Below are 14,092 nucleotides of genomic sequence, written 5' to 3'. Positions count from 1 at the left end.
GGAGGTTCTGTGCACGCCCGCCCCGGGTCGCGGGATCGGGCAAATGGGTTCCGGAACGAGCCGGGCATCCGCCGCCCCGGCGGCCTGGAAGGCAGCCTGGAGCAACGCATCAAACCGGGAGAGTAACCCGTCCCACAGAAAATTTCATGTTGCGGTACGGCATTTCGTAATATGAAAAATTGACGCCAAGCTGAATAGATATGGACGGCTTGCCGGCCGACCCGCCCGCCGCGCCGCGCAGCCGGCCGCAACACGCTCTAAAATGCCGGCTCTATACGGCCCGAACGCAATGTCCAGCCCGCACAAGTCCAATATTCCCACGTCGTTCCACGACCACGCCCGGCAGCGCCGGCGCGGCGTGTATTGGCTCACGCCCGCGCTGGTGCTGATCCTGTACCTGTGCGTGATGGGCGCCTTCTTCTGGCTGCAGCGCCTGCACGACGACAGCGTCATGTTCGTGACGATCGACCAGGAAGTGCGCCAGCAGCGCCTCATCTGGGTCGTGCTGGCGCTGTCGTGCGTGATCATCATCAGCCTGCTGATGCTGTGGCGCTACACGCGCTTCCGCTCCAGCGCCGAGGCGGCCCTGATCGCCGAGACCGGCTTCCGGCGCGCCATGGAGAACTCCATGTCGACCGGCATGCGGGTGCTCGACATGGAAGGCCGCATCGCCTATGTGAACCCGGCGTTCTGCCGCATGATCGGCTGGAACGAGGCCGACCTGATCGGCCGCAGCCCGCCCTTCCCCTACTGGGTGCCGGGCCGCCACGAGCAGCACCAGCATACGCTCGACGTGCTGACCTCGGGCAAGACGCCCAGCAGCGGGCTCGAGGTCGAGGCCCAGCGCCGCGACGGCTCGCGCTTCACGGCGCGCATGTACGTATCGCCCCTGCTCGACCCCAACGGCACGCAGATCGGCTGGATGACCTCGATGACCGACATCACCGAGCCCAAGCGCATCCGCGAGGCGCTGACCGCCGCCCACGAGCGCTTCATGACCGTGCTGGAAGGCCTGGACGACGCGATCTCGGTCACGGCCGACACGCACGACGGCCTGGAGCTGCTGTTCGCCAACCGCACCTACCGGCGCGTGTTCGGGGCGCAGACCGGCGGCCACGACGAGCTGCTGGCCGGGCGCCGCGGCCGTTTCACCGATGAATCGGTGGAAGTGTTCGCCCCGTCGGTGCAGCGCTGGTTCGAAGTGCACCACCGCATGCTGGCCTGGACCGACGGCCGGCGGGTGCGCATGCAGGTGGCGCGCGACATCACCGAGCGCCGCAACCACGAGGAAGCCTCGCGCATCCAGCAGGAAAAGATCCAGCTCACCAGCCGCCTGACCACCATGGGCGAGATGGCCTCGTCGCTGGCGCACGAGCTAAACCAGCCGCTGACGGCCATCGCCAACTACAGCATGGGCGCGGTGGCGCTGGTCAAGGCCGGCCACACCAGCCCCACCATGCTACTGCCGGCGCTGGAAAAAGCCGCCTCGCAAGCCGAGCGGGCCGGCAAGATCATCAGCCGCATCCGCGAGTTCGTCAAGCGCAGCGAGCCGCGCCGCCAGCGCGTGCCCATCAGCCGCATCGTCGACAACGCCATCGGCTTCGCCGAGATCGACGCGCGCAAGCGCCGCATCCGCATCGAGCCGTTCGTGCCGTCCAACGCGCCCGACGTGCTGGCCGACCCGATCCTGATCGAGCAGGTGCTGCTGAACCTGCTCAAGAACGGCCTGGAGGCCATGGAAAAGAGCGAATCCGACGAGCTCAAGGTCGCCGTGATCCTGCACGAACAGCACATCGAGGTGGCCGTGGTCGACCGCGGCCACGGGCTGGCCGAGCCCGAGCGGCTGTTCGAACCCTTCTTCAGCACCAAATCCCAGGGCCTGGGCATGGGGCTGAATATCTGCCGTACCATTATCGAGTCGCATCACGGCCGCCTTTGGGCGGACCCCAACCCCGCCGGCGGGACGATTTTCCGCTTTACCCTGCCTTGCGCCGTCCCAGAGAAGGGCGCGCAGAATGATCAGCCCGAGGAGTTGCACGCATGAACACCCCCCCCCAGTCGAGCACGGTATTCATTGTCGATGACGACGAAGCGGTACGCGATTCATTGCGCTGGCTGCTGGAAGCGAATGGCTATCGCGTGCGCGCCTACGCCAGCGGCGAGACGTTTCTCGAAGAATACGATCCGACCCAGGTCGGCGTGCTGATCGCCGACGTGCGCATGCCCGGCATGAGCGGCCTGGAACTGCAGGAACAGATCATCGCCCGCAATGCGCCGCTGCCCATCGTCTTCATCACCGGCCACGGCGATGTGCCGATGGCGGTCTCCACCATGAAAAAGGGCGCGGTCGACTTCCTGGAAAAGCCGTTCAACGAGTCCGACCTGCGCGAGATCGTGGCCCGCATGCTGGAACAGGCGACCCAGCGCGTCAGCCAGTTCCAGGCCCAGAAGGACCACGAGGCCATGCTGGCGCGCCTGACCGCGCGCGAACAGCAGGTGCTCGAGCGCATCGTGGCCGGCCGGCTCAACAAGCAGATCGCCGACGACCTGGGCATCAGCATCAAGACCGTCGAGGCGCATCGCGCCAACATCATGGAAAAACTGGAAGTCACCACGGTCGCCGACCTGATGAAGGTCGCGCTGGCCAAACCCGAGGCACATGCATGACCCTGCAGGACAGCAATACGCAAGCGCGCGCGCGCATCATCGACGGCACCGCCCTGGCGCAGCGGATCCGCGCCGAAGTGGCGCAACGCGTGCAGGCCCTGGCGGCGCGCGGCGCCCGCCCCGGCCTGGCGGTGGTGCTGGTCGGCGATGACCCGGCCTCGCAAGTCTATGTGCGCAACAAGGTCGCCGCCTGCGAGAAAGCCGGCCTGCATTCGGTCAAGGAACAATACCCGGCCGACATGACCGAGGCCGAGCTGCTGGCGCGCATCGACGCACTGAACCGCGACCCATCCATCCACGGCATCCTGGTGCAGCTGCCCCTGCCGCCGCACATGGACAGCCACAAGGTCATCGAGGCGATCGCCGCCGACAAGGACGTGGACGGTTTCCATGTCAGCAACGCCGGCCTGCTCATGACCGGCCAGCCGCTGTTCCGGCCGTGCACGCCCTACGGCGTCATGAAGATGCTGGAAGCCGAGGGCGTGCCGCTGCGCGGCGCCGAGGCGGTGATCGTCGGCGCCAGCAACATCGTCGGCAAGCCGATGGCCATGCTGCTGCTGCAGGCCGGCGCCACCATCACCATCTGCAATTCCAAGACGCGCGACCTGGGCGCGCAGACGCGCCGCGCCGACGTGCTGGTGGTGGCCACCGGCAAGCCCGGCATGATCGACGGCAGCATGATCAAGCCAGGCGCGGTGGTCATCGACGTGGGCATCAACCGCGGCGCCGACGGCAAGCTGTGCGGCGACGTCGACTTCGCCTCGGCCAGCCAGGTAGCCGGCGCCATCACGCCCGTGCCGGGCGGCGTCGGCCCCATGACCATCGCCATGCTGCTGGTCAACACCGTCGAGGCCGCCGAACGCGCCGCGAGCTGAACACCCGGGCCGCCGGCACGCCAGGCATGACGGGACAGGTGCCTGACGCCCTCCACTGCCTTGCCGCCGTACCGCCGCCGGTGTCTCAGAAGGTGTCTGACACCCCCTGGGGCGCCGGCGGCTGGCAGACGATATCTCGCGGGGTGTCAGACACCTTTCACTACTTCCCATCGCACCGACCGGCGCCATCCCGCCGTGCCGCCCGGCTTGCTTTCCGGCGCTCCGCCCCCATCTGTTATCAATACAGATTCCTGTTTCCACACCGACCCTCATGACCCAGAACCCCCTCCTCGCCCCCGTTTCCGAGCTGATCGACTACGCGGCGGTCCAGCCGGGCCACATCGTGCCCGCCATCCAGGAACTGCTGGAACAGGCCCGCCAGGCCGTCGAAGCCGCCGCCGACCCCGCCCTGCGAGCCGAATGGGAGGCTGTGGTCGAGCCGCTGGATACGGCATCGGAGCGCCTGTGGCGCGCCTGGTCGGTGGCCGGCCATCTGAACGCGGTGGTGAACACCCCCGAGCTGCGCGAGGCCTACAACGCCGCCCTGCCCCTGGTGACCGAGTTCTCGACTTGGGTGGGCCTGCACGAGGGCCTGTACCGCCAGTACCAGCGGCTGCATGCCGCGCCCGGCTTCGCCGGCTGGAGCCCGGTGCGCCGCCGCGTGGTCGAACTGGCGCTGCGCGACTTCCGGCTCAGCGGAGTCGAGCTGCAGGGGCCGGCGCGCGAGCGTTATGCCGCCATCTCGGACCGCGAGGCCCAGGTCGCGCAGAAATTCTCCGAAAACGTGCTCGACGCGATCGATGCGTGGTCGCTGCTGGTGGAAGACGAAGCCCGCCTGGCGGGCCTGCCCGCCGACGTGCGGCAGGCCGCCAGCCAGGCCGCGCAGGAAGACGGCAAGCAAGGCTGGAAGCTGACGCTGAAGATGCCCTGCTACCTGCCCGTCATGCAGTACGCGCGCGATCGCGCGCTGCGCGAACAGATGTACCGCGCCTATGGCACGGTGGCGTCCGAACAGGGCGACGCGAGCTTCGACAACTCGCCGCTGATCGAGGAACTGCTGGCGCTGCGCGCCGAGGAAGCCGGCCTGCTGGGCTACGGCACCTTCGCGGCGCTGCGCCTGCAGACCCGCATGGCGCGCGACGGGGCCGAGGTCACCGGCTTCCTGCGTGACCTGGCCGCGCGCGCCCGCCCCTATGCCGAGCGCGACCTTGCCGAATTGAAGGCCTACGCGGCCGCCGAACTGGGCCTGGAGGGCCTGCAGCCCTGGGACGTGGCCTACGCGTCCGAACGCCTGCGCGAGGCCCGCTACGCCTATTCGGAAGACGAGATCAAGCAGTATTTCACCGAACCGCGCGTGCTGGCGGGCCTGTTCGAGGTCATCGAGACGCTGTTCGACGTGCGGCTGCGCGAGACCGACGTGTCGCGCTGGCACCGCGACGTGCGCGGGGTGCGGGTCGAAACGCCGGCCGGCGCGCTGGTCGGCCACCTGTACCTGGACCTGTACGCCCGCGCCGGCAAGCAAAGCGGCGCCTGGGTCGACAGCGAACGCAACCGCCGCCGCGTCGGCGCGCAAGTCCAGGCGCCGGTGGTCTACCTCACCTGCAATTTCGCCCGCCCCGCCGACGCCAAGCCGGCCCTGCTGACCCATGACGACGTGATCACACTGTTCCACGAGACCGGCCACGCCCTGCATGCCCTGTTGTCCGAGGTGGACGAGCCGGCGGCCTCCGCGTTCGCCGCGGTGGAATGGGACGCCATCGAACTGCCTTCGCAGTTCATGGAGAATTTCTGCTGGGAATGGCCGGTAGTGCAGCGGCTGTCGGCCCACGTCGACAGCGGCGAGCCGCTGCCCCGCGCGCTGTTCGACAAGCTGGTGGCGGCGCGCAACTTCCAGAGCGGCATGCAGGCGGTGCGGCAGATCGAGTTCGCCCTGTTCGACATGCTGCTGCACGAACGCCCGCAGGGCGCGTCGATCGCCGAGGTGCTGGCCCTGCTGGAGCAGGTGCGGGGCGAAGTGGCGGTGCTGTTCCCGCCCGCCTGGCATCGCCTGCCGCACAGCTTCTCGCACCTGTTCGCCGGCGGCTATGGCGCCGGCTACTACAGCTACAAGTGGGCCGAAGTGCTGTCCGCCGATGCCTACGAAGCCTTCGAAGAAGCCGCCGCCGGCGCGCCGCGGGAGCGCGGCACGCTGGACCCCGCCACCGGCGCGCGCTTCCGCCAGGAGATCCTGGCCGTGGGCGGGGCGCGGCCGGCGGCGGAATCGTTCCAGGCTTTCCGGGGCCGCGCGCCGCGCATCGATGCGCTGCTGCGGCATAGCGGCATGGCCGGATGACGGCTCGTTGCGCCGGCGCGCGGCCCCGCGCGCGCCGGCGCGCTAGAATCGTGCCGTTGCCGTTCCGTTTGCCGCGCCGCCCTGGCGCCGCGGCCCGTACCTGACATCGACATGCCCGCTTTTCTTTCCGGCCGCCTGTGGCGCGCCCTGCTGCTCGCCTCCTGCATGCTGGTCGCCGCCTGCGGCGACAAGGCCGCCAATTGGACCCTGTACGACATCAAGGGGCACCTGCCCGACCTCAAGTTCCAATTGGCCGGCGCGGGCGGCAAGACGGTCTCCAGCGACGACCTCAAGGGCAAGACCGTGCTGCTGTTCTTCGGCTATGCGAGCTGCCCGGACGTCTGCCCCACCACCATGGCCCAGCTCACGGCCGTGCTGCAGCAGCTGGGCGACGACGCAGGCAACGTGCGCATCGTGTTCGTCAGCGTGGACCCGCACCGCGATACGCCGGATGTCCTGCAAGCCTATGTGGATGCGTTCAACAACAACGCCATCGGCGTGACCGGCAGCGAAAAACAGATCGCCGACCTGGCGCGCCGCTACCGGGTGGCCTACCAGATCGAAAAACCCCGGCCGGGCGACGCGGCCGACGTCTACGACGTGACCCACAGCCGCGGGGTATACATCTTCGACAATGAAGGCCGGGCCCGCCTGCTGGCTTCGGATACGGACAGTATCGACGCGATCGTCAAGGATCTGCGCCAATTGATCGAGATCACCGGCTAACTCGAGGCCTTAGCACGTTCCCGCGGCATCCCGATGGCCGGCTGCCGCAAGCTGTTGCGTAGATGCCCCAAATACGAGTTGTTACAACGTCGGCCCACGGGGGGTGGGTATGATCCAAACGCTTACCCTACACCCTGAAAGAGGAGCACGCGCATGAGCATCATCATCATGATCATCGTCGGGTTTGTCGTCGGTCTCATCGCCCGCGCCATCATGCCTGGCGACCAGAACATGGGGATCATCATGACCACCATCCTGGGCATCGTCGGCGCAGTCGTGGCGGGCTTCCTGGGCCAGTCGCTCGGCTGGTACGCACCAGGCGAGCCGGCTGGCTGGATCGGCTCGGTCGTCGGCGCCATCGTCGTGCTGTTCGTGGTCGGCCTGATCACCAAGAAGCGCGCATAGCGCGAATGTCCAGAAAAAAGCCGGGCAGCCGCCCGGCTTTTTTCTTGCCCGCGCCCGGCTACTGCGCGGGCGGGGCCGCGGCCACGGTCTGTTCCGACCAGCCGCCACCCAGGGTACGGTACAGCGTCACCAGGTTGGACAGGCGGGCCAGGCGGGTCTCGACCAGGACCTGCTGCGCCGAGTACAGCGAACGCTGCGCGTCCAGCACGCTGAGGTAGTTGTCGACCCCCTGCTCGAAGCGCTGGCGCGACAGATCGTAGGCGCGCTGGCTGGCGTCGACCAGCAGGCGCTGGGCGACGATCTGCGTCTGCAGGGTGCCGCGCCCGGCCAGCGCGTCCGACACCTCGCGGAACGCGGTCTGGATCGATTTCTCGTACTGGGCCACCTGGATGTTCTTGCGCACCTTGGCCGCGTCCAGGCTGGCTCGCAGCGCCCCGCCGGCGAAGATGGGCACGGTGATGCTGGGCGCGAAGCTCCACGCGCCCGAGCCGGCGTCGAACAGGCCGCCCAGGCTGGCGCTGGCCGTGCCCGCGCTGCCGGTCAGGCTGATGGTCGGGAAGAACGCCGCCCGCGCCGCGCCGATATTGGCGTTGGCCGCCTTGAGCTGGTGTTCGGCGGCACGGATGTCCGGCCGCCTGGCCAGCAGGTCGGACGGCAGGCCGGCGGGCAGGTTCAGCGGCATGATGCCGTCCGGCAGCGTCTGGGCCTGGTCGAGTTGCGCGGCCACGTCGGGCGGCAACGGCTGGCCCACCAGCAACACCAGCGCATTGCGGTCCTGCGCCGCCATGCGGGTGTATTGCGACAGGTTGCGCTCGGCCGTGCGCAACGCGATCTCGGCCTGGCTCAGGTCGAGTTCGGTGGCCACGCCCAGGTCGTAGCTCTGCTTGGTCAGGCGGTAGGAGTCCTGCTGCGCCGCCAGGGTCGAGCGGGTCAGGCTCAGCAATTCCTGGTCGGCCCGCAGCGTCAGGTAGGCCGCGGCGGTTTCGGCCACCAGCGACAGCTGCGTGGCGAGGCGGGTCTCGTCCTGTGCCAGATAAGTTTCCAGGGCCTGGTCGCTGAGGCTGCGGATGCGCCCGAACAGGTCGAGCTCCCAGGCCGAGACGGCGCCGCCGACCTGGTAGCTGCGGCTGATGGTCGACTCGCCGCTCTGCGACAGGTCGCCGGGCATGCGCTGCACCGAGCCCTGCCCCGCCACGCCCACGCCGGGCAGCAGGTCGGCCCGCTGGATGCGGTACTGGGCCCGCGCTTCTTCGACGTTCAGGGCGGCCACCCGCAGGTCGCGGTTGGCGTCCAGCGCCATGGTAATCAGCCGCTGCAGCAGCGGATCGGCGAAAAAGTCGCGCCAGCCGATATCGGCCGCGGCGGCGCCCGTGACCGGCTGGCCCGCCGCCTGGTAGGCCGGGCCGCTGGGAAAGGTGGCGCTGACGGGGGCGCCGGGGCGCTCATAGGTGGGCGCCAGAGAGCAGCCCGCCAGGGCCGCCGCCAGCGCCATGCTCAGGATGGATCGATACATGGTCGGATTCATTGCGGTTGCTCCCCGGGCTGCGCCGATGGCGCCGGCGGCAAGGCGGGGGCTCCGTCTTGCGGGTCTTCGTCGTCTTCATCGCGGCGTTCGCTGTGGCGCTTGACCTTGAAGAGGCGCAGCATCACCACGAAGAAAGCCGGCACGAAGAAGATGGCCAGGAAGGTGCCGGCCAGCATGCCGCCGATCACGCCTGTGCCGATGGCGTGCTGGCTGCCCGAGCCGGCGCCGTTGGAGATGGCCAGCGGCACCACGCCCAGGATGAACGCCATGGACGTCATGAGGATCGGCCGCAGGCGCTGGCGCGCCGCGTGCACGGCCGCTTCGACCAGGCTGGCGCCCTCTTCGTAGTGAGCCTTGGCGAACTCCACGATGAGAATGGCGTTCTTGGCGCTCAGGCCCACCGTGGTGAGCAGCCCGACCTGGAAGTACACGTCGTTGGACAGGCCGCGCAGCAAGGTGGCGGCCAGCACGCCGATGACCCCCAGCGGCACCACCAGCATGACCGAGGTCGGGATGGCCCAGCTTTCATACAGCGCGGCCAGGCACAGGAACACGACGAGCAGGGAAATGGCGTACAACGCGGGCGCCTGCGCGCCGGACAGGCGTTCCTCGTACGACAGCCCGGTCCATTCATAGCCGATGCCCGTGGGCATGGTGGCGGCGATGCGCTCCATCTCGGCCATGGCTTCGCCCGAGCTGTAGCCCGGCGCCGCCTGCCCCTGGATGTTGAACGACGGCACGCCGTTGTAGCGGTCCAGGCGCTGCGGGCCGTAGGTCCAGTGGGCCGAGGCGAAGGCCGAGAACGGCACCATGCCGCCGCTCTGGTTGCGCACGTACCATTTGTCGAGATCCTCGGGCAGCATGCGCGACGAGGCGTCGCCCTGCAGGTACACCTTCTTCACGCGGCCGCGGTCGAGGAAGTCGTTGACGTACGAGCCGCCCCAGGCGGTCGACAGCGTGTTGTTGATGTCGGAAATGCCCACGCCCAGCGCACGGGCTTTCTCGCGGTCGATTTCCAGTTCGTACTGCGGCGCGTCTTCCATGCCGTTGAAGCGCACGCCGGCCAGCACCGGGCTCTTGGCCGCCTCGGCCAGGAACTGCTGGCGCGCCGCGACGAGCTTGTCGTGGCCCAGGCCGGCCTGGTCGGTGAGCTGGAAGTCGAAGCCCAGGGCGTTGCCGAGCTCCATGACGGCCGGCGGCGCGAACGCCATCACGCGCGCATCGTGCAGGTGCTGGCTGAAATACGCATTGGCCCGCGCCGCCAGCGCCTGCACCTTCTGCGCGGCATCGGGGCGCTCGTCCCAGTCGCGCAGCTTGATGAACATGATGGCCGAATTCTGGCCGCGCCCGCCGAAGCTGAAGCCGTGCACGGCGAACACCGAGGCGACCACGTCTTTTTCGTCCTCGAGCAGGTAGCGGGTGGCGGCTTCGACCGTATGGCTGGTGCGCTCCGCCGTGGCGCCGGCGGGCGCCTGCACCTGCGCGAACAGGATGCCCTGGTCCTCGTCGGGCAGGAAGGCGGTGGGGATGCGCGTGAACATCCAGCCCATGACGAGCACCAGCAGCAGGTAGATGAGCATCAGCCGCTTGGTGCGCCCCAGGCCGCGCGCCACCGAATTGGCATAGCCGTCGGTGGAGCGCTCGAACAGGCGGTTGAACCAGCCGAAGAAGCCGGTCTTGGCCGCGTGATGGCCCTTGGGGATGCGCTTGAGCAAGGTGGCGCACAAGGCCGGCGTGAAGATGATGGCCACCAGCACCGACAGCACCATCGACGATACGATGGTGATCGAGAACTGGCGATAGATGACCCCGGTGGAGCCGCCGAAGAACGCCATGGGCACGAACACCGCCGACAGCACCAGCGCGATGCCGATCAGCGCGCCGGTGATCTGGCCCATGGATTTGCGCGTGGCCTGCCGTGGCGAGAGGCCCTCCTCGGCCATGACGCGCTCGACGTTCTCCACCACCACGATGGCGTCGTCCACCAACAGGCCGATCGCCAGCACCATGCCGAACATGGTCAGGGTATTGATGGAATAGCCGAACACCGCCAGCACGCCGAACGTGCCCAGCAGCACCACCGGCACTGCCAGCGTGGGGATCAGCGTGGCCCGGAAGTTCTGCAGGAACAGGTACATCACGAGGAACACCAGGATGATGGCCTCGATCAGGGTGTGGATCACGCTTTCGATCGACAGGGACACGAAGGGCGTGGTGTCGTACGGATACACCACGTCCATGCCCGGCGGGAAGAACGGCTTCAGGCGATTGATGGTGTCGCGCACTGCCTCGACCGTATCGAGCGCGTTGGCGCCTGGCGCCAGCTTGATCGCCAGGCCGGAGGCCGGTTGCCCGTTGAAGTAGCTGTCGATGGCGTAGTTCTGCGCGCCCAGCGACACGGTGGCGACGTCGCCGAGCCGCACCTGCGAGCCGTCCGGGTTGACCTTCAGGAGGATGGCGCGGAACTCCTCGGGCGTCTGCAGGCGCGACGGGCCGATGATAGTGGCGTTGAGCTGCTGGCCCTTGACCGCCGGCAGGCCGCCCAGCTCGCCCGAGGACACCTGCACGTTCTGTTCCTTGACCGCGTTCATTACGTCGACGGTGGTCAAGTCGTAGGACAGCAGCTTGTCGGGATCGACCCAGATGCGCATGGCGTACTGCGAGCCGAACAGCTGGAAATCGCCCACGCCGGGCGTGCGGCTGACCGGATCCTGGACGTTGGCCGCCACGTAGTTGGCCAGGTCCTCCTTGGCCATGGTGCCGTCGGTGGAAATGAAGCCCGCCACGACCAGGAAGTTCTTGGTCGCCTTGCTGACGCGTATGCCCTGCTGCTGCACTTCGAGCGGCAGCAGCGGCTGCGCCACCGCCAGCTTGTTCTGAACCTGCACCTGCGCGGTGTCCGGATCGGTGCCCTGGGCGAAAGTCAGCGTGATGGCCATGCTGCCGTCGGAGTTGCTTTCCGAGGACATGTAGCTGAGGTTGTCGATGCCGTTCATCTGCTGTTCGATGACCTGCACCACGCTGTCCTGCACCGTTTGCGCCGACGCGCCCGGGTAATTGACCCGGATGCTGATGGCCGGCGAGGCGATGTTGGGATACTGTGCCACCGGCAACTGCAGGATCGCCAGCGCGCCCGCCATCATCAGGACGATGGCGACCACCCAGGCGAAGACCGGCCGGTCGATGAAAAACTTGGCCATGCGGACTCCTTACTTGGCCGCGGCGGCGGGCGCCTGCGACGGCGCGGTGAATTCGGTCGCGCTGACTTCCGCGCCGGGCTGTACCCCTTGCAGGCCTTCGACGATGATCTTGTCGCCGGCTTTCAGGCCGTCGGTGACGAGCCATTGATCGCCGATGGCGCGGTCGACCTTCAGGGTGCGCAGCTCGACCTTGTTTTCGGCGTTGACCACCAGCGCGGTCGGCTCGCCGCGCTGGTTGCGCGTGATGCCGCGCTGCGGCGCCAGCAGGCCCTGCGGCGCCACCCCTTCGATGACGCGGGCGCGCACGAACATGCCGGGCAGCAGCTTGTGGTCGGGGTTGGGAAACACCGCCCGCAGCGTGACCGAGCCGGTGCCCTGGTCGACGGTCACTTCGGAAAACTGCAGCGTGCCCTCGTGCCCGTACTGCGAGCCATCGGCCAGCGTCAACGACACGCGGGCCGCGTCCTTGCCGGCCTCGCGCTGCAGCAAGCCGCTGTCGAGCGCGTTCTTCAGGCGCAGCAGCTCGACGCTGGACTGCGTGACGTCGACGTAGATCGGGTCGATCTGCTGCACCGAAGCCAGCGCGCCGGTTTGGTTGGCGGTGACCAGCGCCCCTTCGGTGACCGAGGAACGGCCGATGATGCCTTCGATGGGCGACAGCACCCGGGTGTAGACCAGGTTGATGCGCGCGGTCTCGAGCGCCGCCTTGGCGGACTGCACATCCGCCGCGGCCTGGTCGCGCGCGGCCACCGCATCGTCATACGCCTGGCGGCTGACGGCGCGGCTTTCGGCCAGGGGCCGGTAGCGCTGCACCAGGAGGTTGGCCGTCTTCAACTGCGCCTGGGCGCGCGCCAGCGCGGCCTTCTGGCTGTCGTAGCTGGCCTGGTAGAGGGCCGGATCGATCTGGTAGAGCTGCTGGCCCGCGCTGACTTCGCCGCCTTCCGTGAACAAGCGCTTCTTGATGATGCCATTGACCTGCGGCCGGACTTCCGCGACCCGATAGGCATTGGTGCGGCCGGGCAGCTCGGTGGTCAGCGCCACCGGCCGCGTGGCCAGCGTCACCACGCCGACCTGCGGCTTGCCGCCCGCCGGCGGGGCCGAGTCGTTGCCGCAACCCGCCACCGCCAGCGTCGCCGCCGCGATGACCAACACAGCGGCGCCGCGCCGCAATACGTTGTTCTTGTTCATACGATCCTTTTCGAGCTGGACAAAGCCCGGCCGCGGCCTGTGCGCCGCCGCGCGGGGAGCTCCGGTCAGTGATTCATCAGGTTCGAGGCGCCCGCTCAATTGCTGCGCTGCGAAACTCGTCATTTTGCTTTATCCCAATTCAGAAACAAAGCGGCCAAAGGCGAAAACATCATCCCATTTATGGGACAATTTACCTCCAGGTACTACAGGAAGCGCGCACATGAAACGCCTGCAAGGCATGGAATTTTTCGTGGAGGTGGCCAAGACCTGCAATTTTGGCCGGGCGGCGGCCAACCTGGGCGTGCCCAAGTCGACCGTGTCGCGCCAGGTGGCCGAGCTGGAACGCTCGCTGGGTCTGCGGCTGCTGAGCCGGACCACCCGCAGGGTGGAACTGACCGAGGCCGGCCACCTGTATTTCGAGCGGTGCCAGCGCATCGTCGCCGAGGCGCAGGTGGCCCATGAAGAACTGCAGAAGCTGGTGGAGACGCCCTCCGGCCCCTTGCGGGTGAACATGCCGGCCGATTTTGGCACGGACTTCCTGGCCGAGGCGTTCATGGAGTTTTCTCAACGCTATCCCGAAGTGACTTTCTATCTGGACCTGGCCAGCCCGGAACACGCGGGACGCGTCTTCCAGACCTGCGATGTCTCGATCGAGATCGGCGCACTGCCCGACTCGACCCAGATCGCCCGCCTGCTGGGCTGGCTGCCGGCCTACCTGTATGCATCGCCCGAGTACCTGGCGCGCCATGGCGCACCGCAGCACCCCAGTGACCTGACCCGCCACGAGTGCCTGGAGTTCCGCGCCTCCGGCGACCGCGTCACGCGCTGGCCGCTGGCGCGCGGCGACGAGCACGTGGAGATCACGCCCGGCAAGCGGTTCTCGGTGAACAGCGTGGCCATGGTGCGCAGCCTGGCTTCGCTGGGCGCCGGCATCGCCGTGCTGGCGCCGGTGCAGAGCGTGCGCCAGGACGTCTCGCAACACCGCCTGCAGCGCGTGCTGCCGGACTGGCAGGCCGGCCCGTTCCCGGTCTATGCGGTGACCGACACGCGCCTGCAGCCGGCCAAGACGCGGATATTCATCGAGTTCCTGATGGAGCGCCTGCGCGACGGCAAGCGGGCGCCACAGGATAACGCGGCGCTGTTCGCCTGACCGCGCATCGGAAATGGACTGAAA

At 68.0% G+C, this 14,092-nt stretch carries 10 protein-coding genes; 7 read left to right on the top strand and 3 right to left on the bottom strand.

Going from position 1 to position 14,092, the window contains the following annotated elements; all coding sequences use genetic code 11:
* The first annotated feature begins 289 nt into the window (after positions 1 to 289).
* The 6 genes from ACKTT0_RS19135 (at position 290) to ACKTT0_RS19110 (ending at position 7,005) form a co-directional block, all read left to right on the top strand.
* On the top strand, positions 290 to 2,044 hold the full coding sequence (locus ACKTT0_RS19135) for a PAS domain-containing sensor histidine kinase (protein ID WP_028355485.1): 1,755 nt from the start codon (positions 290 to 292) through the stop codon (positions 2,042 to 2,044).
* A complete protein-coding gene (locus ACKTT0_RS19130) occupies positions 2,041 to 2,667 on the top strand; it encodes a response regulator transcription factor (protein WP_289785934.1) in 627 nt (208 codons plus the stop codon). The genes ACKTT0_RS19135 and ACKTT0_RS19130 overlap by 4 nt, the downstream gene beginning before the upstream one ends.
* Positions 2,664 to 3,542 (top strand): bifunctional methylenetetrahydrofolate dehydrogenase/methenyltetrahydrofolate cyclohydrolase FolD, encoded by an 879-nt coding sequence (folD, locus tag ACKTT0_RS19125; protein WP_407851357.1) that lies wholly within the window; start codon positions 2,664 to 2,666, stop codon positions 3,540 to 3,542. The genes ACKTT0_RS19130 and folD overlap by 4 nt, the downstream gene beginning before the upstream one ends.
* 271 nt (positions 3,543 to 3,813) lie before the next feature.
* Entirely contained in the window at positions 3,814 to 5,874 is a 2,061-nt protein-coding gene (locus ACKTT0_RS19120) for a M3 family metallopeptidase (RefSeq protein ID WP_407851356.1), read from the top strand.
* A gap of 111 nt (positions 5,875 to 5,985) precedes the next feature.
* Positions 5,986 to 6,600 carry an SCO family protein gene (locus ACKTT0_RS19115; protein ID WP_407851355.1) on the top strand — a complete coding sequence of 205 codons (615 nt, stop codon included), beginning with the start codon at positions 5,986 to 5,988 and terminating at the stop codon, positions 6,598 to 6,600.
* 153 nt (positions 6,601 to 6,753) lie between these two features.
* A complete protein-coding gene (locus tag ACKTT0_RS19110) occupies positions 6,754 to 7,005 on the top strand; it encodes a GlsB/YeaQ/YmgE family stress response membrane protein (RefSeq protein ID WP_028355480.1) in 252 nt (83 codons plus the stop codon).
* Between the two features lie 58 nt (positions 7,006 to 7,063).
* Here ACKTT0_RS19110 and adeC read toward each other — a convergent pair whose 3' ends face one another.
* From adeC to ACKTT0_RS19095, 3 genes are read right to left on the bottom strand one after another with little or no spacing between them, the layout of a single operon-like run.
* On the bottom strand, positions 7,064 to 8,530 hold the full coding sequence (gene adeC, locus ACKTT0_RS19105) for an AdeC/AdeK/OprM family multidrug efflux complex outer membrane factor (RefSeq protein ID WP_407851354.1): 1,467 nt from the start codon (positions 8,528 to 8,530) through the stop codon (positions 7,064 to 7,066).
* Positions 8,527 to 11,730, bottom strand: a complete 3,204-nt coding sequence (locus ACKTT0_RS19100; RefSeq protein WP_407851353.1) for an efflux RND transporter permease subunit — start codon at positions 11,728 to 11,730, stop codon at positions 8,527 to 8,529. The genes adeC and ACKTT0_RS19100 overlap by 4 nt, the downstream gene beginning before the upstream one ends.
* 9 nt (positions 11,731 to 11,739) lie before the next feature.
* Positions 11,740 to 12,918 carry an efflux RND transporter periplasmic adaptor subunit gene (locus ACKTT0_RS19095; protein WP_407851352.1) on the bottom strand — a complete coding sequence of 393 codons (1,179 nt, stop codon included), beginning with the start codon at positions 12,916 to 12,918 and terminating at the stop codon, positions 11,740 to 11,742.
* A gap of 220 nt (positions 12,919 to 13,138) precedes the next feature.
* Here ACKTT0_RS19095 and ACKTT0_RS19090 point away from each other — a divergent pair, with 220 nt between their 5' ends.
* Positions 13,139 to 14,068: a LysR family transcriptional regulator gene (locus ACKTT0_RS19090; protein ID WP_407851351.1), complete on the top strand. Its 930-nt coding sequence runs from the start codon at positions 13,139 to 13,141 to the stop codon at positions 14,066 to 14,068.
* The last annotated feature ends 24 nt before the right edge of the window (positions 14,069 to 14,092 follow it).

The sequence above is a fragment of the Bordetella saccharivorans genome, assembly GCF_045862855.1.
Taxonomy (GTDB): domain Bacteria; phylum Pseudomonadota; class Gammaproteobacteria; order Burkholderiales; family Burkholderiaceae_B; genus Bordetella_A; species Bordetella_A petrii_F.
This window is presented reverse-complemented; position numbering and strand designations above follow the sequence as displayed.